This is a genomic window from Lacticaseibacillus hegangensis, assembly GCF_003946465.1.
GTDB lineage: Bacteria > Bacillota > Bacilli > Lactobacillales > Lactobacillaceae > Lacticaseibacillus > Lacticaseibacillus hegangensis.
In genome coordinates this window covers 28,792-48,450 of sequence record NZ_RHOL01000011.1, presented here as the reverse complement: position 1 = coordinate 48,450, position 19,659 = coordinate 28,792, and the positions used below count along the sequence as shown (strand labels likewise).

Sequence of the window (19,659 nt, the reverse complement as noted above, 5' to 3'; positions counted from 1 at the left end):
CTCAAGATGGTCGATAACACAGCAAGACAGCTAGATATGCTGGAACCGCAGCGGCGAGAGGCGCCGCAAGCCCGGCCCAAGGTTCAACCGGCAACGCAGCCGGCAACCAAGGTGGCATTTTCGCCGCTGGAGCGGTTGCTCAGCGTTGTACTGGGGCTGGTCGCCGTTGGGTTTTGCCTGTGCTATCTGACCGCTTCGATGCATCTGGCCAATCTGACGCGGACTTACCAGACCGTGCAAAACCAGGTGACCGTGCAAAAGCGGATCATTGCCGACGATAAGCAAACTGTCGGCGAACTGTCCAACTCGGATCGGCTCAACAGCTATGCCAGTGCTCACGGGTTTGCCGTGATCGAGGGTAATATCAAACATGCGGTGAAGTAGACTGATGAAGAAGAAAACGACTAAACGACAAATGCGCGCCCGGCACCCCGAGCGCAATCGGAAAGTGTTCGGGATTGTCCTGTTCGCGCTCACCCTGATTGCGCTGCTGGCGTTCGTTTGTCGTTTTGCGTACGTGGCGCTTGTCGGGTCGGTGGATTCCAAAAACCTGGCGGCGTATCGCGCCTCCCAGTATGCACGCAAAACGACCCTGCAGGCCAAACGCGGCAGTATTGTCGACCGCAACGGCCAGACAATCGCCGAGGACGCATCAACCTACACCATCTACGCGATTACCGATCAAAATTACACGCAAAACGGCAAGAAGCTTTACGTCAGCGACAAGGCCAAAACGGCAGCCGTGCTGGCCAAATATCTGCCGCTTTCTGAGGCCAAAATTTTGGCCTATTTGAGTCCCAAAAAGAAGACTTTCCAGGTCGAATTTGGCGCCGCTGGCACGGGGTTATCGTTGTCCATCCGTAAGGAGATCGAGGCGGAACACCTGCCGGGGATCCACTTCATTGACAGTCCCTCTCGGTTGTATCCGAACGGGGTATTTGCCAGCTACACGATTGGGCTGACTCAAACGAATGCGGCCAACAAGAATCAACCACTGGTCGGGGTCATGGGGCTGGAAAAAGAGTTCAATAAACAGCTGGCCGGCACTAACGGCTACCAGACAGCCCAGGTGGATAATTACGGCTACCGACTGCCTAAGGCCAAGGTGCGGACTAAGGCAGCTAAAAATGGTGGCATGGTTAAGAGTACCCTGGATTCTTCTTTGCAGTCGTACCTGGAAACGCTGCTCGCCAGCGTTCAAACTAAGTACAAGCAGGCGTCAGTTACCGGGGTCGTCATGAACGCTAAATCCGGAGAAATCCTGGCGGCGAGCCAGCGGCCAACCTTTGATCCCAGCACGATGGAAGGGCTTGAGCCCGGCTCGTCTTGGCAAAACATGCTCGTGGAAGATACTTATGAACCCGGGTCAGTGATGAAGGTCTTCAACTTGGCAGGGGCGATTCAAAGTGGGACCTTTCAGCCGAACACCTACTATAATTCTAGCGGTGTGAAAGTCGAAAACACCACCATCCATGACTGGAACCACGTCGGTTTTGGCGAGATCCCATTTTCGCAGGCCCTGCCGCGTTCCAGTAACGTCGGTTTTGTGCACATTGTGCAGCAGATGGGTGAAGCAAATCAGGCCAAGACCTTGAAAGACTTTGGCTTTGGCCGGCCAACAGGGATCACGCTGCCGAATGAAGCTTCAGGCGGATACAGCCTGACCAACCCGGTTACCCGTGCCGTCATGGGTTATGGCCAAAGTATCAACGTGACGCAAATGCAGATCTTGCAAGCGGCGACCGCAATTGCCAACAAGGGCACGATGAGCCAGCCGCGAGTCGTCACGCAGGTCACCGGTTCGAACGGGAAAGTGACCAACTACAAGCGTCAGGTAGTGGGTCACCCAATCTCCGCCGCCACCGCGAAAACGGTGCTAAACGAAATGCGTGACACTATTAACAAGCCATACGGCACCGGTGTGACATACAGAATTGCCGGCGCTGACGTGGCGGCCAAAACCGGGACGGCTAACATTGCCAACCCGAAAGGTGGTTATTTACCGGGTGAGACAAACCAGTTGCACAGTTTACTGGCTGTCGCCCCGGCAAATGATCCTCAATTTATTGTCTATTTAACCTTGAAGCAAAACAGTGCCATGACGACGCCGGCGGTCAGTGTTCTGAACACGATTTATCATCCGCTGATGACCAGACTGCTGGCGTTAAATGCGGGCAGCACCGTCACTGGGTCGTCCGAAACCTTGAGCGTGCCGGCAGTCACTAACGATCCACTGGATACTGCGACGGCAGCTCTGACCAAAAAAGGCCTGACCTCATCCGTGGTTGGGACCGGAAATCGCATCGTCCAGCAGCTGCCCGCAGCGGGCACACAGGCCTTACGCTCTGCCCGCGTGGTGCTTCTCACAAACGGCGCCATGACCATGCCAGACGTTTCTGGCTGGTCTAAGAGTGATGTGTTAAAATTGGCCCAGTTGACTGGCAAAAAATTTAAGTTACAAGGTGCTGGATACGCGTCAGCTCAGAGCCTGAAGGCGGGCAGCTTGCTTGGCGGTGACTCTGTGACCGTAACTTTTCAGAAAACTGACTAATTGACGAAGGTAGGAGACCAATGCAATTCACTGAGATGTTGATCCCGATGGTCGCGGCATTTGCGATTACCGTGATCTTGATGCCGCTGTTCATCGGATACATGCGGATGAAAAAAGAGGGCCAGACGATTCGCGAGGTCGGCCCGAAGTGGCACGAAAAGAAAAACGGGACGCCGACCATGGGCGGCACGGTTTTCATCTTTGCCATTGTGGTCGCCGCCATTTTTACCGGTTGGTGGCAGCGCCAGCTGACCCTGAGTGTGTGGGCTGGGCTGTTCATCCTAGTCCTGTATGGGGCACTCGGGTTCTGGGACGATTTCATCAGCGTGGAACTTCACCGCAACATGGGGCTGAAAGCCTGGCAAAAGCTGCTGGGGCAGATTGTGGGCGGCGCGGTGTTTCTTGCCGTGTACTTTCATGAAGGGTTCCCGGCCGTGCTGCCGCTGTTTGGCTACCAGCTGAATGTTGCGTGGGTCTTTGGCCTCTTTGCGATGTTCTGGCTGGTGGGCTTTTCCAATGCGGTCAACCTGTCTGACGGGTTGGACGGTCTGGTCGCCGGCCTGTCGATGATTGCCTTTACCACCTATGCGGTGCTGGCAGTGCACGACAGACGCACCGACGTTCTGATCTTGTGCCTGGTCACCATCGGCGCGATGCTCGGCTTCTTCCTTTTCAACCACAAGCCGGCCAAGGTCTTCATGGGCGACGCCGGCAGTTTGGCCCTCGGCGGGCTGATTGCCGTCATTGCGCTGTTGCTTGACCGGCCGTGGTCGCTGCTGCTGATTGGCATCGTGTTTGTCTGCGAAACCGCCAGTGTCATCCTGCAGGTCGGCTCATTCAAGCTGTTTCACCGGCGCATCTTCAAGATGGCGCCGATTCATCACCATTTTGAAATGCTCGGCTGGTCCGAGTGGAAAGTCGACATCGTGTTTTGGCTGGTCGGCCTGGTCGGGGCGGCGGCATATTTGTTGTTCGCGCTGGCTTAAGTCAAGCATCAAGCGTCACAAGCAAACCCGGCCAAAGCCGGGATATCTAGGGAGCGTAAGTGGTTGCTGAATAATTCAGAGTACAAGAACAAGAAAGTCTTGGTGTTGGGCCTTGCCAAAAGCGGGGTCAGTGCCGCGAAGTTGCTTCATCGCCTTGGCGCCTTAGTCACCGTCAACGATAAGAAGCAATTTGACGATAACAAGGATGCGCAAGCATTGCTGGACGAAGGGGTCACTGTGATCACTGGCAGCCATCCCGTCGAGCTGCTCGATGAAGGGTTCTCGCTGATGGTCAAAAATCCTGGGATTCCGTATTCCAATCCCATGGTGGTGCGGGCCCAAGAGCTGGGGATCTCTGTGATCACCGAACCCGAGCTGGCTTTTTCGGTGTCCGATTCGACATGGGTCGGCGTCACTGGTAGCAACGGCAAGACCACGACCACCACACTCATCGGCCTCATGCTCAACGAGCGCGAAGGCGCAGGTAAGGCTTATGACGCCGGCAACATCGGCATTCCGGTCACAGGCGTTGTGCAAAAAGCGGGCGCGGCAGACACCGTGGTGTGCGAGCTGTCCTCGTTCATGCTGGTCGGCATCCAAAAGCTGCACCCGCACATTGCCGTGCTCACCAACATTTATGAAGCACACCTGGACTGGCACGGCTCCCGAGCCAATTACGTCAAGGCCAAGATGCGCATCACGATGAACCAGACCAGGGACGACTTTTTCATCATGAACTGGGACCTGCCGGAAATGCATGAGCTCGCCAAGCAGAGCCGGGCGACCATCGTGCCGTTTTCACGCAAGGGAGCAGCCGGCGCGCGTGCCACTTTGACCGATGGTTGGCTGTGCTTTGACGGCGAGCAGATCATGAAGGCCGACGAGCTGCAGATTCCTGGCGATCACAACATTGAAAACGCGCTGGCAGCCATTGCCGCAGCCAAGCTCAGTGGCACGTCAAATGCCGCCATTGTCGATGTCCTGCATCGCTTCACCGGGGTCAAGCACCGCATTCAGTACGTCGAGACCGTCGACGGGCGGAAGGTATACAACGACAGTAAGGCCACAAATGTCGAGGCCAGCACGGTGGCCTTGAACGCATTTAGGCAGCCCATTGTGCTGCTGGCCGGGGGGCTGGATCGGCACCTGCCGATGGATGACCTCCTGCCGCTGGTCAAGCAGCACGTTCGCGCGATGGTCACGTTTGGCGAAACCGCGCCGCTGATGGAGGCACTGGCCCATCAGGCCGGCATTCCGTTTACCCGAACCGATAATGTCAAGACGGCGGTGCCGCTGGCCTTTGCTGCCAGCCAGCCAGGCGACGTGATCTTGCTGTCGCCGGCGGCCGCCAGCTGGGATCAGTACCCGAACTTTGAAGTGCGCGGCGATGAATTTATTGACGCAGTGACTCAGTACGCTGAGAAAAAGGGGTAAATTATGCGACTGATGATTTCAGGTGGCGGGACCGGCGGCCATATCTACCCGGCCCTGGCCTTGATTCAGCGGCTAAAAGAGCGCGACATGCTGGACGCTGTCATGTACGTGGGCACGGCCAGGGGGCTCGAGAGCCGCATCGTGCCCAACGCCAAGATTCCGTTTGAGACCCTGGAGCTTCAAGGGTTCAAGCGCAGTTTAAACTTTAACGGCATCAAGACAAATATCCGCACAGTGGAGAAGTTTGTGGGGTCACTGCGCAAGGCGACCCGCATGATCAAGGATTTCAAGCCCGATGTCGTGGTGGGCACTGGCGGCTATGTGTCCGCAGGGGTCTTGTACGCGGCGGCGCGCCACCACGTGCCGACCGTGATCCACGAGCAGAACTCCGTCGCCGGGGTTACCAACAAGTTTTTGGCTCACGCGGTCGATAAAATCGCCATTACCTTCCCGGTCGTGGCCAGTGCTTTTCCCGCAAAAAAAGTCGTCATCACAGGTAACCCCCGGGCCCAACAAGTCGCCGGGCTCAAGCCGAATGACCGGCTGGCGGACTTTGACCTCGACCCCCACAAGCGGACACTGCTGATTTTTGGCGGCTCGCGCGGGGCACCGATGATCAACCAAGCGGCGGTCAATGCGCTGCCGACGTTTGGCAAGGCGGCTTTTCAGACGCTGTTTGTCACTGGCAATGCCAACTACGGCAAGATTTCTCACCAACTACGTCAAGTCCCGGCAAACGTCAAGGTTGTCCCATACGTGGACGACATGCCGCAGATTCTGCCGGATGTCTCACTGGTGATTGGGCGCAGCGGGGCGACGAGCCTGGCAGAGCTGACAGCACTGGGCTTGCCCAGCGTGCTGATCCCCAGCCCGAACGTCACGCATAATCACCAATTCGTCAACGCGAAGAGTCTGGCGGATGTCGGCGCGGCAATCGTCATCACGGAACCGGAGTTAGACAGTTCATTTGCCGGTCGCATCGTCGACCTGATGGAAGACGACACCCGGCTGACGCGCATGGCGCAAGCGGCAAAAAAAATGGGCACCCCGGACGCGGCTGATCAGCTGATCACTGTTTTGGAAAGTGTCCTGAAACACTAAGTAACCAGAGAAGGGAGGCCCACCGATGGCTTGGCGCAAACATGCACAGCAAAAAGATCCACTCACGCCATGGGAGGCTTACCAGGCCAAACAAAAGCGCCGGCCCAAGGGCGAAGCCAAGCTGAAACTGCCAGGGGTGTCGGCAGTGCGCCGCCACAAGCGCGCGCGCAACTTAGTCTTGCTGTTGACCCCGCTGCTGGTGCTCCTGGCCTTTTTTGGTTACATGGTGTCACCTTTTTCCAAGGTGCAGGAGGTCTCAGTGGTCGGGACGGTCAATGTGCCGATTCAAAACGTGATCAATGCCAGTGGCCTGTCAGATCGGGTGCTGATCCCGCAAGTGCTCCGGACCAAAAAACAGCTGGCGGCGCAGATCGAAAAGCGCCTGCCGCAGGTCAAACGCGCCTCGCTGGCCGTCAGCGCGGTCGATCACGTCACCATTCACGTGGTGGAGCACGAACCGATCGGCTACGTGGTCAAAAACAAGCAGTACCGCATGATTTTGGCCAACGGCACGATTATTGCCAGGGGCACCACGACACCGCTGGATAACTACCCCGTCTTTTCCGGCTTTTCCGATCAAGAGGCAGGCAAACTGGCCCAGACGTTGAGCCGCTTTCCGGCCGCCCTGCGACGCACGACTTCGGAAGTGACCGCCAGCCGCGGGGACGGCAACCCGTACCAGATCACCATGACGATGACCGACGGCAACACTGTCGTTGCCGATTCCCGGACAGTGGCAAAACAGATCAAGTTTTATCCTAGCATTATCGCCCAGGTGCAGGGGAAGGGCACCGTGGACCTGGAGGCTGGCGCGTTTTTTAAGCCCTACCAAAAGGCGTCAGCAAAATAAACGAAAAGTTGCGTTTCCCCCAGAAGACACCGTAAATCATAATGTGGTGTGGTAAACTAAATTCAGCGTTATCTTTTCTCATTCTACTATAAAAAGGTTGGTAAGGAGGTTCCGGGTCCATGGGAAATCAAGACATTTATGTCGGGCTTGATATCGGGACCACCTCAATAAAAGTGATCGTGGCCGAGCGTGTTCAAGGCCAGTTAAACATTATTGGCGTGGGCAATTCACGCGCGCAAGGGTTATCTCGCGGCGTGATCGTGGATATTGATAAGGCGGCATCGGCGATTCGCCAGGCGGTGCAGCAAGCATCTGAAAAGGCAAGCATCGACATCAACGACGTGGTGGCCGGTGTGCCGGCAACCATGTTGCAAATTGAGACTGTCTCCGGCATGATTGCTGTGGGTGATCAGAGCAAGGAAATCACGGCAGACGATGTGAAAGCGGTAGCCTCTGCCGCGTTGGTGCGCAACCTGCCACCAGAGCGTGAGATTTTGTCTTTGACCCCAACAGAATTCATCGTTGACGGGTTTGATGACATCAAGGATCCACGTGGCATGATTGGGGTGCGTCTTGAGTTGCGCGGGATTTTGTTCACCGTCCCGAAAACCGTGTTGCATAACACGAAAAAGGCCATTGAAAAAGCCGGGCTGACCATCAGACAAATCGTGGTTGCCCCGCTGGCTGAGGCCCGCGTGGCGCTGAGCGATGGCGAGGCAGACTTTGGCACCGTCCTGATTGACTTGGGCGGCGGCCAATCCACCGCGGCAGTCATTCACGATCACAAGTTGAAGCTGACCACCTTGGACCAAGAAGGCGGCGACTACATCACCAAAGACATTTCGGTGGTGCTGAACACCGGCTTGACCGATGCGGAAAAGCTCAAGCGCGATTACGGCAACGCGGACAGCCAAGCCGCGCCGGAAGGCAACCAGTTCCCGGTTTCGGTGGTGGGTCAAACCGACCCTGTGATGGTCTCCGAGCATTATCTGTCGGAAATTATCGAAGCGCGGTTGACTCAGATCTTCACCCGGCTGAACGACGCGCTGGCCCAGTCCAACGCCTTGGACCTGCCTGGTGGGATTGTCCTGACTGGCGGCACGGCTGCCTTACCGGGCATCGAGCCGCTGGCCTCGGACATTTTCCAGCGCAACGTCAAACGCTACATTCCTGATCAAATGGGGATGCGGCACCCAGCCTTCACCTTGGCGCTGGGACTGATCACGTACGCGGCGGAAATGACCGACATCGACATCCTGGTGTCCAGCGTGCTGCCGACGCCGACGACCAGTCAGATGACTGCGTCTTCGGATGCCCCAGTCACGAAAGTGCCAAGCAAGCCAAGCAAGGCTGAACCGGACCCAGACAGCGAGAGGAAACCTTCTGCTTTGAAGCGCTTCTTCGGTAACTTCTTCGAATAAAACCTTTTTAAGGAGGAACGACAATGGAATTCTCACTGGATACAGATAAAGACACCGGTGCGGTGATCAAGGTCATCGGGGTCGGCGGCGCTGGTGGCAACGCGGTCAATCGTATGATCTCAGAAGAGGTCAAGGGCGTGGAGTTCATTGCGGCCAACACCGATGTCCAGGCGCTGTCTAACTCAGATGCCGAAACGAAGATTCAGCTCGGGCCGAAACTGACTCGCGGCTTGGGCGCTGGCTCGACCCCGGACGTTGGCCAAAAGGCCGCTGAGGAAAGCCAGGAGGCCATCGAAAACGCCTTGAAGGGCGCGGACATGATCTTCGTCACCTGCGGCATGGGCGGCGGCACCGGGACCGGAGCCGCACCGGTCGTGGCCAAAGTGGCTAAGGATCTTGGCGCCTTGACTGTTGGCGTGGTCACCCGGCCGTTCACATTTGAGGGGCCGAAGCGCGCGAAGAACGCCGCTGAAGGCATCGCCCAGCTGAAGGAACAGGTTGACACACTGGTGATTATTGCCAACAACCGCCTGCTGGAAATCGTCGACAAGAAGACGCCGATGCTCGAAGCCTTCCATGCGGCCGATAACGTGCTGCGTCAGGGCGTTCAGGGGATCTCCGACCTGATCACCAGTCCTGGCTACGTCAACTTGGACTTCGCCGATGTTAAAACCGTCATGGCCAACCAGGGCACGGCCCTCATGGGCATCGGTTCTGCCACTGGCGAGACCCGGACTGTTGAGGCAACCAAGAAGGCCATTTCGAGTCCGCTGCTTGAAGTGTCGATCGACGGTGCCAAGAATGTGCTGCTGAACATCACTGGCGGTCCAGACCTGTCCCTGTTTGAGGCGCAAGACGCTTCGGACATCGTGGCCCAGGCTGCAAGTTCTGACGTGAACATCATTTTTGGGACTTCCATCAACGAAGAGCTTGGCGATGAAGTTGTGGTTACCGTGATTGCGACTGGGATCGATGATTCCACCATTCAGCAAAATAACGGTCGCGGCAACCGTCGTCAGACCAATCGCCCGGCTCAGGACGGCAAGGCCGATTCTTCCAAGCCAGCGCAAGATGATCCGTTTGGTAACTGGGATCTGCGGCGTGAACCAAAGCGCGAAACCCCTAAGCCAACCGATAATCAAGATGCCGATTTTGCCAATGTTAAGAAGCAGGAGTTCGACATTTTCGAAAGCCAGCCAGAGCCAGAAGACGAGAAAAAGCCGGATGACAAAGGTGACAATGATCAGCCGCCGTTCTTCAAGCTGCGCCGGCAATAAAAGGCTGCGAAGGCCGGCGCATTTAGCCCGACGGGTAGCCTAGCCTGGCACCTTGCCGCTGTATTTTGGCGGTGAGGTGCCGGGCGTAGCTAGCCGCTCGGGCGTTGTCGGCCGAAGCGCGACTAAGAAAGGCTGCGTAGGCTTCGCGTACTTAGCCCGACGGCCAGCCTAGGCCAAGGCGTTGCCAGCGCTTTTTGCTGGTGATGCCTTGACCGTAGCTGGACGCTCGGGCGTTGCGAAGCCGAAGCGCGACTACACGCGCCTTTACAGGAGGTAATCTCATGGCTTTTGAAAAACTGGGTAGTAAGTTCAGCGAATTCTTCTCGATGGATCCTGACGAGGATGACGCGGCTGAAATGCCAACGCAGGATGCGGCGCCAGAAACGGCTAAGGCGACCACTGCGGCACGGCCGAACAAGCCTAAGTATCGCGGCAACAAGGTCGTGGCGATGGGCGATCCGGCTGACAAAACCGCGCGCATCGTCGTGTACGAGCCGCGCATTTATTCTGACGCCAAGGAGATTGGCAATCACTTGCTGAATAACAAGGCGGTCGTCGTCAACTTCGATCAGATCAAGGCCGAAGACGCTACGCGCATCGTCGACTTTCTCACCGGGACGGTGTTTGCCATCAACGGTGAGATCCGCCGCGTTGGTGAGATGATTTTTCTGGTCACGCCGGCCAACTTCCAGATTGATGGGACTTTGGCTTCTACGTTGGGTACTGATACTGACCTTGATATGACCAACTAGGAGGACGTATGGCGACAGTTTTGTATTGGCTTTTCACGATCATCAATTACGGCCTCTATATTTACATGATGGCCATGGTGGTCTATGTGCTGATGTCCTGGTTCCCAGGCGCATGGCAATCGCGGTTTGGCCAATGGCTAGGCGGCATCGTGAACCCGTTTCTTAACCTGTTTCACATCATTCCGCCGATTTTCGGCATTGATTTTTCGCCGCTGATCGCGTTCTTCGTGCTTGACCTGGTCAGGTCGGGACTAGGAACCATTTTCAGTGCGATCATGATGCGGGTGGGCTGAGATGGATGGGATTTATCAGCACTTCAGAAAAGACGAGGCGCCGCTGATCGATGAGCTGCAAAGCCAGATCAGCACGGCGGCGACGGAGTACCGGCCGGTTCTGACCGATTTTCTCGATCCGCGGCAGATCCACATTGCCCGAACGCTGACCGGCACCAACGGCACCGTCAAGTGCCACGTGTTTGGCGGGTATATCGGTGCAGAGCGGGCCCGGGTAATTTTCGCGCCTGACTACTTTGCGCCTGACTTGATCGATTTTGAGGTCGCGCCGCTGGAGATCAACTACCCGGAAAAATTCGCGGAGCTGCATCACAGTCAGGTGCTTGGCACGGTGGCCAATGCGGGTATTCGCATGACCGCGTTTGGAGACATCATCACCGATGGCAGCCGCTGGCAACTTTTCACCACCAAGACGATGAGCGACTGGGTGCAGGAAAACATCACGAAGCTTGGCCGCATCAGTGTCCGGTTTGAGGCCATCGGCCTGGATCAGGTCGTGACGCCGCAAAACGATTGGCAACCGGCGCAGCTGTCGATGAGCAGTTTGCGCCTGGACAGTTTGGTCGGTCACGCGTTTGCGATTTCGCGGGCGCGGGCGAAGGCGCTGATCGAGTCCGCTAAAGTCAGACTCAATTTTGAGCTCATTGACCGGCCAGACGCGGCCGTGGGTGATGCCGACGTTGTGTCGGTGCGCGGCTTTGGTCGCATTCGCGTTAATTCGGTGCTCGGCGTCAGTAAAAAAGGCAAGGAACGAGTCGCTGTCGACATTATTAAGAAATAGCTGGGAGGGTTCATCATGGCATTAAGTCCATTGGACATACACAATAAGGAATTCAATCACCGCATGCGCGGCCTCGACGAGGATCAGGTCAATGACTTCCTCGCTCAGATCATCAAGGATTACTCCGCTTCGCTCAAGAAGAACGAAGAGATGGAAAAAGAACTCAAGGAACTTCAGGACAAGAACAAGTACTTCAATGACCTGAAGGACGCCTTGAACCAGTCGATCATCGTGGCGCAAGAGGCGGCCGACAAGGTCAAAAAGAACGCCGACGATGAGGCTGCACTGATCCAGTCAAAGGCCGAGAAGACCTCCCAGGACATGCTGACTTCGGCAACCGAAAAGGCCAACCAGATCGTCAAGGATGCTTCGGATAAGGCGAAAAACATCACTGTTCAGACCGAGGACCTCAAGCGGCAGACTCGTGTCTTCCGCCAGCGGTTACAGGTCATGCTCGAATCACAGCTGGAAGTGGTTAAGAGTCCAGAGTGGAAAGAATTGCTGGCCAGCACAACAGAATCTGCAGAATACCTGGATCCCGCTCAGGAAAAAGTGCCAGAATCTGCCGCAGAGGTTGACAATGAGCCTGCAGATTCAGTAAACTCAGAGGCGACTGAGGACACCGATGGAGAGACCCGTTACACGGAGATCGTTTTTCCAACTGATGAACCGGAAGATTCGACCGCTTCAACCGCCGATTATGAAAGCGACGGCGGTAGTAATACCAGCGATGCGCCTCAAGCATAAGTAATGAACACGCGTCGTCAAACGCCACTGACAGCAGCGAGCCGGGGAGGGTGCAAGCCCGGTGCCAGTCGCTTGACGGTATCAGTTCGGGTAAGTCGGAGGTAACTTCGACGGATGACCACCGTTATTGGGTCAACTAGAGGAAGCAAAACCTTTTGCTTCGAACTTAGGTGGTACCACGAGCACGCTCGTCCTATTGATAGGACGGGTGTTTTTTTATGGTGTGAAGGTCCGTGGCCTTCGCACCCAATCAAGTTTCAGCGGGATGAGACAGATTCAGAAAAGGAGCAGTCATGAAAGTCAAAGATACGTTGAACCTCGGCCACACCGACTTTAAGATGCGGGCGGGGCTGCCGAACAAGGAACCGAAGATGCAGGCGGCGTGGGAAGAAAACCACCTCTACGAAATGCGCCAGAAGCTGAATGAGGGCAAGCCGGCCTTCATTCTGCATGATGGGCCCCCGTTTGCGAACGGGAACATTCACATGGGCCACGCCCTCAACAAGATTTCCAAGGACATCATCGTGCGCTACAAGTCGATGAACGGTTTCCGCGCACCATATGTGCCCGGCTGGGATACGCATGGTCTGCCAATCGAGCAGCAGCTGGCCAAAAAAGGCGTGCACCGTAAAGAAATGGCGATGGACGAGTATCGCGAGCTCTGCCGCCAGTTTGCGATGAAGGAAATTGAGAAGCAGCGGACTGACTTCAAGCGCCTTGGCGTGCTCGGCGACTGGGATCACCCATACATCACCCTGCAGCCGAAGTTTGAGGAGCAGGAGATTCGGGTCTTTGGCGCCATGGCCGAAAAAGGCTACATCTATCACGGCTTGAAGCCCGTCTACTGGTCTTGGTCCTCCGAGTCGACTCTAGCGGAAGCCGAGATCGAGTACCACGACGTTAAGTCGCCGTCGATTTACGTGGCTTTCCCAGTCAAGGACGGCAAGGGCATCATCGGGTCCGACACCAGTTTCATCATTTGGACCACCACCCCGTGGACCATTCCGGCCAACCAAGGCATCGCGGTCAATCCGCGCTTTGAGTACGCTCAGGTCGAAGCCGATGGCAAGAAGTATGTGGTTGCCTCTGAGCGGCTGCAGGTGGTCAAGGAGGCCCTTGGCTGGAACGACGTGGCCGTGCTGAAGACGTTCTCCGGCAAAGACATGGAGCGCATGGTGGCTAAGCACCCGCTGTACGGTCGTGACAGCCTCGTGATCTTGGGCGACCACGTCACCCTGGATTCAGGGACCGGCTTGGTCCACACCGCGCCGGGACATGGTGAAGATGACTATAAGGCCGGCATGAATTATGACTTGCCAGTGGTTTCAGTCGTCGACGAGAAGGGCTTCATGACCAAGGACGCGCCAGGCTTTGAAGGCGTCTTTTACGACAAGGCCAATCCAATGGTCACCAAGGCCCTCGAGGAAAAAGGCGCCCTGCTCAAGCTCGACTTCTTCACTCACTCGTACCCGCACGACTGGCGGACCAAAAAGCCCGTCATTTTCCGGGCGACGACGCAGTGGTTTGCCTCGGTTGACGCATTCCGCCAGCAGATCCTTGACGCCATCGACAACGTGTCCTTCACCCCGAGCTGGGGCAAGACGCGGCTGTACAACATGATCCGCGACCGCGGCGACTGGGTCATTTCCCGCCAGCGGGCCTGGGGCGTGCCACTGCCGATTTTCTATGCCGAAGATGGCACCCCAATTCTTGAAAAGGCAACCATCGATCACGTGGCGGACCTGTTCGGCCAGTACGGCTCGATTGTGTGGTCGCAGCGCGAGGCCAAGGACCTGCTGCCAGAAGGGTACACCAACGTGCACTCACCAAACGGTAAGTTCACTAAGGAAACTGACATCATGGATGTCTGGTTCGATTCCGGTTCCAGCTGGGCAGGCGTTGCCGAAGCCCGGCCGGAACTTGAGTACCCGACCGACCTGTATCTCGAAGGCTCCGACCAGTATCGCGGGTGGTTCAACTCTAGTTTGATCACCAGTGTGGCGGTCAACGGCGTCGCGCCATACAAGCAGGTGCTGTCGCAGGGCTTCACCCTCGATGGCGAAGGCCGGAAGATGTCCAAGTCTCTGGGCAACACGATTGCCCCAGACAAAGTCGAGAACCAGTACGGCGCCGAAATCATCCGCCTCTGGGCCGCTACCGTCGACTCTTCGTCGGATGTGCGCGTATCGATGGATAATTTTGCGCAGACTTCTGAAGCCTACCGCAAGATTCGTAACACCCTGCGGTTCATGATCGCTAACACGGCCGATTTTGACGAAAAGGCCGACACCGTGGCGTACGATCAGCTTGGCAGCGTGGATCAGTACATGATGGTCCGCCTGAACCAGGTTATCAAGACGGCGAAGGCTGCGTACGACAAGTACGATTTCGCCACCGTTGAAAAGACCATCTCCAGTTTCTTGGTCAACGACCTGTCTGCGTTCTACCTGGATTTTGCCAAGGACGTTGTGTACATCGAGGCCGAGAAGAGTTTGGCTCGCCGGCGCATGCAGACGGTGATGTTTGACGCACTGCTGGACTTGACCAAGCTGCTGACCCCGATCCTGTCGCACACCGCCGAGGAAATCTGGCCGTACCTGCGTCAGCCGGAGCAATATGCCGCGCTCAGCAACATGCCTGAGGCCCAGGATTTTGCTGGTCAAGATGACTTACTCAAGCAGTGGAGTGCCTTCATGAGCTTCCGCGCTGAGGTGCAAAAGAGCCTGGAAATGGCCCGCGACGCTAAGCTGATCGGCAAGTCCATGGAAGCGGCCGTGACCGTCTACCCGCAAAACAGTGTCCGCTCGCTGCTGGCTGGCTTGGACGCCAATGTCATGCAGCTGCTGATCACCAGCGGGTTCGCCGTGGCAGCAGAGGGCGCCAGCGTCCCTGAAGGCGCTGTGCACTTTGACGATGCTGATATTCTGGTTGAGCATGCGCAAGGGGACGTTTGCCAGCGCTGCCGGATGATCACCACCGACGTCGGGGCCGACAAGCGCTTCCCGACGCTGTGCGGCCGCTGTGCAAAGATTGTCGCCGAGAACTTCCCGGAAGCCGTTGAAAACGGCTTTGAGGCCTAGCCATGGAAGGACGCGTGCGGCTCTTCAACGAAAAGCAGGGCTACGGGTTCATCGAGCCCAGTGACCCAGACCTGCCCAAGGATGTGTACGTGCATTTTTCCGCGATTATCGGTGGCGGCTTTAAGTCACTGAAGGCGGGGCAGAAGGTCAAGTTTGTGATCATTCAAGGCGCTAAGGGCCCCCAGGCCGCTAACGTCGAGGTGATTGAGGATTCAACGTACGGCAATTAACGTGCAGCGCCGACTGGGGCAGAGTTTGAAGATGCCCAGCCGGCGCTGTTTTGATTCTCGTGAGGTTTCGCGGCGGGTGTCGTATAATGCGTTTGCTAATCATTTTTGGCTGCACGGAAACCCATGGCGCAGCGAGCGGGGCGACCCCTTGACTTGCATGCGCGTCAGCAATCGATTCAAAATCTGATTTTACTCAATAGGTGAGCTTAAACATGGAAAATACTTTTGTCCCAGTCATTGTGGGCACGGATATCAACGCGTACACGATGGCGATCTCGTTTCATCAGGAGTACGGCATCACGCCCTGGGTCATCGGCCAGGCGCCGCTATCTTTTACCGAATGGAGCGACATCACGACCCAGATCGAGTATCACGATGACCTGCGCAAACTGGGCCGCTTTACCCCGATCTTACTGGATTTTGCCAAGCGCCACGCGGGTAAGCCGCTGCTCCTAATTGGTACCAATGACGCTTACGTACGGCTGATTGTTGAAAACGCGGCCGCACTTCAGCCCGCTTATCGGTTTAACTACCCAACCCTGGACCTGCTGAATAAGTTTCAGCATAAGGCCGATTTTTATCAGCTCTGCGATCACTACGGGATTCCGCACCCGGTCACAAAGACAGCGCTTTGCAGCGACCCGGCATCCGAGTTTGACGACCGCGGGCTGCGTTACCCCGTAATCGTGAAGCCTAATGACACCGTCAAGTACATGTACATGCACTTTGACGGCAAGGAAAAAGTCTTCAAGTGTGTCGACCGCATGGCGCTGGCTCGCGTGCTAACGCTGCTGAATGCCAATGGCTACAGCGAGTCGGCGCTGATCCAGGAGTACATTCCTGGCGCCGATGATGCGCTGTGGGACAGTGTGGTGTACGTGGATCGTCAGCACCACGCCCAGATGGTCAGCCTGGCCCAGGTTGTGCTGCAAGAGCACGACCGTACTGCCATCGGCAATTACACCGCGCTGATCGCCCGCTTTGACGCCGTCCTCATGAACCAGCTGGCGGACTTTCTCGAGGCAGTCGGCTACACCGGGTACGCCAATTTCGACATGAAGCGCGATCCGTGCGACGGCCAGATCAAAATTTTTGAGGCAAACACGCGTCAAGGCCGGGCCAGCTACTACATCACTGGGCTGGGGCAGAACTTGGCTCGTAACCTGGTTGATGATTGCATCAAAGGCGAGACCAAGCCGCGGGTGCTGGCGAAGGGCGACTTTCTATACAGCCTTGTGCCAAAATTTGTGTTGCGGCATTTCGTGAAGTCGCCGGCGCTGCATCAGGAAATCAACCAGCTGATCAGCGGCAAAAACTGGGTCAACCCGCTGTTTTACCCGGCAGATCACAACGCAAAACGCCGCCGTTTTCTGTTTTTGCGTCAGTTGAATTACGTTCGCAAGTATTACCGCAATCGCTGAGGCAAACGTGGCAGCACGCCGTCCGCGAGCACTTGTTACCGGATAAGAAAAGAGGCAGCGCACATTGAAGTGCGCTGCCTCTTGGTGTCTCTGCAATTGGCTCAAGGCTTCGGTACGAGTTTGGCCTCTTTGTGCTGGGCGTAAAAGTTCAGCGCCAGCGAAATCAGCATTAACGCTAAGGCCAGCAGCATGATGTTGTGCAGGCCGCTGAAGAGAATCTGGCGCATCGCGGGCAATAAATGCATAGGGAGGCTGGCGGCGCTGTTGGAGTCGCTCAGCTTGTTCATCATACTCATCGTAATGCCTGGGTGGGTGGCCACGCCTTTGGCCAGCTGCTGGTTCATCAGCAGGCCAAAAATGGCCACGGTGAAGGTCTGGCTAAGCATGCGAATCAGAAAACTGAACGACGTGGCAACCGACACGTCCTGTTTTTCCGCGTCGACTTGGACTTTGACCTGCAGCTCGTTGAAGCAGGCGCCGTTACCCCAGCCTTCAAATGCGCCGGCCACCAGCAGCAGCCAAAACGGCGCGTGGACGTTCAGAACTGCCATCAGCACGAAACTGATGGTCAGCATTAAAATGTTAAACGTCAGTACCTGGTGCGGCGTGCAGCGGCGGCGCATCATTGGGACCGATTCCGAGCCGGCAACATTGGTGAACGCCGCCGGAATCTGGGTGGCGCCGCCGAGCAGTGCCGTCGTGCCAAGCAGCCCCTGCGCCCACATCGGGGCGTAGGTCAGAAACGAGACGAAGGCGCCCCAAATCAGAGTGAACAGCAGAAAATCCATGACCAGGGGAAAATTGCGAAACAGCCGCAAGGGGATGACTGGGTCTGCGGCATGCTTTTCTGCGCGCAACAGCAGCACCATGGCCAAGACCGCCAGCACCACCAAAGCGAGGATGACCGGCAACTTGACCATGCCGATCAGTTCGATGGCCCCTAGCAGGCTGACCAGGAGCACGACCAGGGCAAGGCTGCCCCGCACGTCCAGCGGTGCGTCGACGGCGGCAGTGCGTGGCACCTTGTAGTAAATTTGCACCAGCAGGATCGACAGCAGGCCGATCGGCACGTTAATGTAGAAAATCCAGTGCCACGACAGTGTATCGACCAGGAACCCGCCGACCAGTGGGCCGATGATGGTGGCAAAGCTGTAGAAGCCGGAAACCAGGCCCAAGGTTTTCATGCGGTCGCGGACGTTCGGATACAGATCGGCGAACATGATGTATGGCAGTGAAATCATGCCCCCATTGCCGATGCCGGCGATTCCGCGCGTGATGATCAGCACCCAGATGTTGGGTGACAGGCCTTGCAGCAGGGAGCCGACCACAAAGGTCAACGCCGCGAGCTGGTAGGCGAACTTATAGGTGGTCCGCTGGCCAAGCTTGCTCCACAGCAGGGTGGATACAGCGGTGCCAAGCAGAAATACCGCGACGATCCAAGCCATCAGCTGCAGCCCGTGCAGGTCCGCTATGATGGCGGGCAAGGCGGTGTTGACGATGGTGCTGTCGATCCCTGACATCACATTGGACAGCAGAAGGGCGACGGTGACGAGTCTGATGTTACTTTTCGACATAAACGACATTCTCTCAATTAGCGTCATGAAAAAATCATGCATAGATAATCTTATGCTTTTCACTGCCTGGCGTCCATGCTGCGAGCATGAAAAAAGCACTGGCCGCAAGGGTCAGTGCCGAGTGAGTCGGTTACTTGTCTTCGATGGTCCCATCGTGGGTGCGGGCCACTTTCATGTCAACGACTGGGATGTAACCCATTTTCTTAACCAACGTGTTTTGTACCGCTTTGCTTTGGATGTAGTTGATGAACTTGGCGGTGGCGGCGTTCGGCGAGCCCTTGGTGTACATGTGCTCGTATGCCCACACCGGCCAGGCGTTGGTGGTGACGTTCGCGTCGGTGGGCTTGACGTTGTTGAGGGCCACCGCGGTCACGCCGTCCTTAATCGCGGAAAAGGCGAGGTAGGAGATGGCGCCAGGGGTGCTTGAGACCATCTTCTGGACGGTGCCGCTGGAATCTTGTTCCTGCGCGGTTTTGACCTTGTCGGTCTTGAGGGCGAACTGCTCGAAGGTGGCCCGGGTTCCGGAACCCTGCGCACGGTTGATCAACACGATAGCCTTGTCGGCGCCACCCACCTGCTTCCAGTTGGTGACCTTACCGGTGAAGATATCGACCAGCTGCTGTGAGCTGAGGTTCGTGATCTTCGTGTCCGGGTTGACGACCGGTGCCATGCCGACAACGGCGACCTGGTGATCGACTAGCTTGGTTGCCGCGATGCCTTTTTGCTGCTGGGCGAAGATGTCGGAGTTGCCGATGGTCACCGCGCCGGATTGGACCTGCGACAGGCCGGCGCCTGAGCCGCCGCCCTGGACGGTGATGCTGGTGCCTGGTGTCTTCTCCTGATACTGCGCCGCGGCCTGTTCGACCAGCGGCTGCAGGGCTGTGGACCCAACGGCCATGATCTTGCTGGAATCGGCGGCCTTGGCGGTTGACGGCTTGGCCGCGCTGCCGCTTTGCTTGGCCCCGCAGGCGGCGAGCAGCAGCACGACCCCGACAGTGACTAGTAGTGAACCTTTTTTCAAAATTGAACCTTTTTTCATGAATATTTCCTCCCCTAATGGAATGACTCAAGCATACGCGGTGAGTGTAAAAGCCTTTCGCACTGGGTGTAATTGTTAGGTATATGGTGTAAAGACACTGAACCGGTTACGTAAATATCGTC

At 56.7% G+C, this 19,659-nt stretch carries 16 protein-coding genes and 2 pseudogenes; 16 read left to right on the top strand and 2 right to left on the bottom strand.

Annotation, left to right across the window (positions count from 1 at the left end; genetic code table 11):
* Positions 1–6 precede the first annotated feature (6 nt).
* The 16 genes and pseudogenes from EKM86_RS04645 to EKM86_RS04575 all read left to right on the top strand — a co-directional run bounded on the left by EKM86_RS04645 (position 7) and on the right by EKM86_RS04575 (position 16,924).
* Positions 7–384 (top strand): cell division protein FtsL, encoded by a 378-nt coding sequence (locus EKM86_RS04645; protein WP_125755528.1) that lies wholly within the window; start codon positions 7–9, stop codon positions 382–384.
* A 4-nt stretch (positions 385–388) separates the two neighbouring features.
* The gene (locus EKM86_RS04640; RefSeq protein ID WP_125755526.1) at positions 389–2,551 is read left to right on the top strand and encodes a penicillin-binding protein; all 2,163 of its coding nucleotides are present in this window, start codon (positions 389–391) and stop codon (positions 2,549–2,551) included.
* 20 nt (positions 2,552–2,571) lie between these two features.
* On the top strand, positions 2,572–3,537 hold the full coding sequence (gene mraY / locus EKM86_RS04635) for a phospho-N-acetylmuramoyl-pentapeptide-transferase (protein WP_125755524.1): 966 nt from the start codon (positions 2,572–2,574) through the stop codon (positions 3,535–3,537).
* Positions 3,538–3,600: 63 nt separating this feature from the next.
* On the top strand, positions 3,601–4,971 hold the full coding sequence (gene murD, locus EKM86_RS04630) for a UDP-N-acetylmuramoyl-L-alanine--D-glutamate ligase (protein WP_125755522.1): 1,371 nt from the start codon (positions 3,601–3,603) through the stop codon (positions 4,969–4,971).
* Positions 4,972–4,974: 3 nt separating this feature from the next.
* The gene (gene murG, locus EKM86_RS04625) at positions 4,975–6,072 is read left to right on the top strand and encodes an undecaprenyldiphospho-muramoylpentapeptide beta-N-acetylglucosaminyltransferase (protein WP_125755520.1); all 1,098 of its coding nucleotides are present in this window, start codon (positions 4,975–4,977) and stop codon (positions 6,070–6,072) included.
* A gap of 25 nt (positions 6,073–6,097) precedes the next feature.
* Positions 6,098–6,922 (top strand): cell division protein FtsQ/DivIB, encoded by an 825-nt coding sequence (locus EKM86_RS04620; protein ID WP_125755518.1) that lies wholly within the window; start codon positions 6,098–6,100, stop codon positions 6,920–6,922.
* 119 nt (positions 6,923–7,041) lie between these two features.
* The gene (gene ftsA, locus EKM86_RS04615) at positions 7,042–8,343 is read left to right on the top strand and encodes a cell division protein FtsA (protein WP_125755516.1); all 1,302 of its coding nucleotides are present in this window, start codon (positions 7,042–7,044) and stop codon (positions 8,341–8,343) included.
* A gap of 23 nt (positions 8,344–8,366) precedes the next feature.
* Positions 8,367–9,318: pseudogene (gene ftsZ / locus EKM86_RS04610) on the top strand (cell division protein FtsZ); the annotation flags it as partial.
* Between the two features lie 47 nt (positions 9,319–9,365).
* A pseudogene (locus tag EKM86_RS12620) lies at positions 9,366–9,620 on the top strand (cell division protein FtsZ); the annotation flags it as partial.
* 281 nt (positions 9,621–9,901) lie between these two features.
* Entirely contained in the window at positions 9,902–10,372 is a 471-nt protein-coding gene (locus EKM86_RS04605; RefSeq protein ID WP_125755512.1) for a cell division protein SepF, read from the top strand.
* A gap of 8 nt (positions 10,373–10,380) precedes the next feature.
* Positions 10,381–10,665 (top strand): YggT family protein, encoded by a 285-nt coding sequence (locus tag EKM86_RS04600; protein ID WP_125755510.1) that lies wholly within the window; start codon positions 10,381–10,383, stop codon positions 10,663–10,665.
* A gap of 1 nt (position 10,666) precedes the next feature.
* A complete protein-coding gene (locus EKM86_RS04595; RefSeq protein ID WP_125755508.1) occupies positions 10,667–11,446 on the top strand; it encodes a YlmH family RNA-binding protein in 780 nt (259 codons plus the stop codon).
* Positions 11,447–11,461: 15 nt separating this feature from the next.
* Positions 11,462–12,193, top strand: a complete 732-nt coding sequence (locus tag EKM86_RS04590) for a DivIVA domain-containing protein (protein WP_125755506.1) — start codon at positions 11,462–11,464, stop codon at positions 12,191–12,193.
* 293 nt (positions 12,194–12,486) lie between these two features.
* Entirely contained in the window at positions 12,487–15,273 is a 2,787-nt protein-coding gene (gene ileS / locus EKM86_RS04585) for an isoleucine--tRNA ligase (protein ID WP_125755503.1), read from the top strand.
* Positions 15,274–15,275: 2 nt separating this feature from the next.
* Entirely contained in the window at positions 15,276–15,503 is a 228-nt protein-coding gene (locus EKM86_RS04580) for a cold shock domain-containing protein (RefSeq protein WP_125755501.1), read from the top strand.
* Between the two features lie 212 nt (positions 15,504–15,715).
* The gene (locus tag EKM86_RS04575) at positions 15,716–16,924 is read left to right on the top strand and encodes a carboxylate--amine ligase (protein ID WP_125755499.1); all 1,209 of its coding nucleotides are present in this window, start codon (positions 15,716–15,718) and stop codon (positions 16,922–16,924) included.
* Positions 16,925–17,025: 101 nt separating this feature from the next.
* On the opposite strand, the gene EKM86_RS04570 is transcribed toward EKM86_RS04575, so the two are convergent.
* Entirely contained in the window at positions 17,026–18,498 is a 1,473-nt protein-coding gene (locus tag EKM86_RS04570) for an MFS transporter (protein ID WP_125755594.1), read from the bottom strand.
* Between the two features lie 130 nt (positions 18,499–18,628).
* Positions 18,629–19,537, bottom strand: a complete 909-nt coding sequence (locus tag EKM86_RS04565) for a phosphate ABC transporter substrate-binding protein (protein WP_125755497.1) — start codon at positions 19,535–19,537, stop codon at positions 18,629–18,631.
* Positions 19,538–19,659: the final 122 nt, after the last annotated feature.

Coding starts and splice junctions, on each gene's coding strand:
- EKM86_RS04645 (WP_125755528.1), top strand. CDS start 7: ATGGTCGATAACACAGCAAGACAGCTAGATATGCTGGAACCGCAGCGG.
- EKM86_RS04640 (WP_125755526.1), top strand. CDS start 389: ATGAAGAAGAAAACGACTAAACGACAAATGCGCGCCCGGCACCCCGAG.
- mraY (WP_125755524.1), top strand. CDS start 2,572: ATGCAATTCACTGAGATGTTGATCCCGATGGTCGCGGCATTTGCGATT.
- murG (WP_125755520.1), top strand. CDS start 4,975: ATGCGACTGATGATTTCAGGTGGCGGGACCGGCGGCCATATCTACCCG.
- EKM86_RS04620 (WP_125755518.1), top strand. CDS start 6,098: ATGGCTTGGCGCAAACATGCACAGCAAAAAGATCCACTCACGCCATGG.
- ftsA (WP_125755516.1), top strand. CDS start 7,042: ATGGGAAATCAAGACATTTATGTCGGGCTTGATATCGGGACCACCTCA.
- EKM86_RS04605 (WP_125755512.1), top strand. CDS start 9,902: ATGGCTTTTGAAAAACTGGGTAGTAAGTTCAGCGAATTCTTCTCGATG.
- EKM86_RS04600 (WP_125755510.1), top strand. CDS start 10,381: ATGGCGACAGTTTTGTATTGGCTTTTCACGATCATCAATTACGGCCTC.
- EKM86_RS04595 (WP_125755508.1), top strand. CDS start 10,667: ATGGATGGGATTTATCAGCACTTCAGAAAAGACGAGGCGCCGCTGATC.
- EKM86_RS04590 (WP_125755506.1), top strand. CDS start 11,462: ATGGCATTAAGTCCATTGGACATACACAATAAGGAATTCAATCACCGC.
- ileS (WP_125755503.1), top strand. CDS start 12,487: ATGAAAGTCAAAGATACGTTGAACCTCGGCCACACCGACTTTAAGATG.
- EKM86_RS04580 (WP_125755501.1), top strand. CDS start 15,276: ATGGAAGGACGCGTGCGGCTCTTCAACGAAAAGCAGGGCTACGGGTTC.
- EKM86_RS04575 (WP_125755499.1), top strand. CDS start 15,716: ATGGAAAATACTTTTGTCCCAGTCATTGTGGGCACGGATATCAACGCG.
- EKM86_RS04570 (WP_125755594.1), bottom strand. CDS start 18,498: ATGTCGAAAAGTAACATCAGACTCGTCACCGTCGCCCTTCTGCTGTCC.
- EKM86_RS04565 (WP_125755497.1), bottom strand. CDS start 19,537: ATGAAAAAAGGTTCAATTTTGAAAAAAGGTTCACTACTAGTCACTGTC.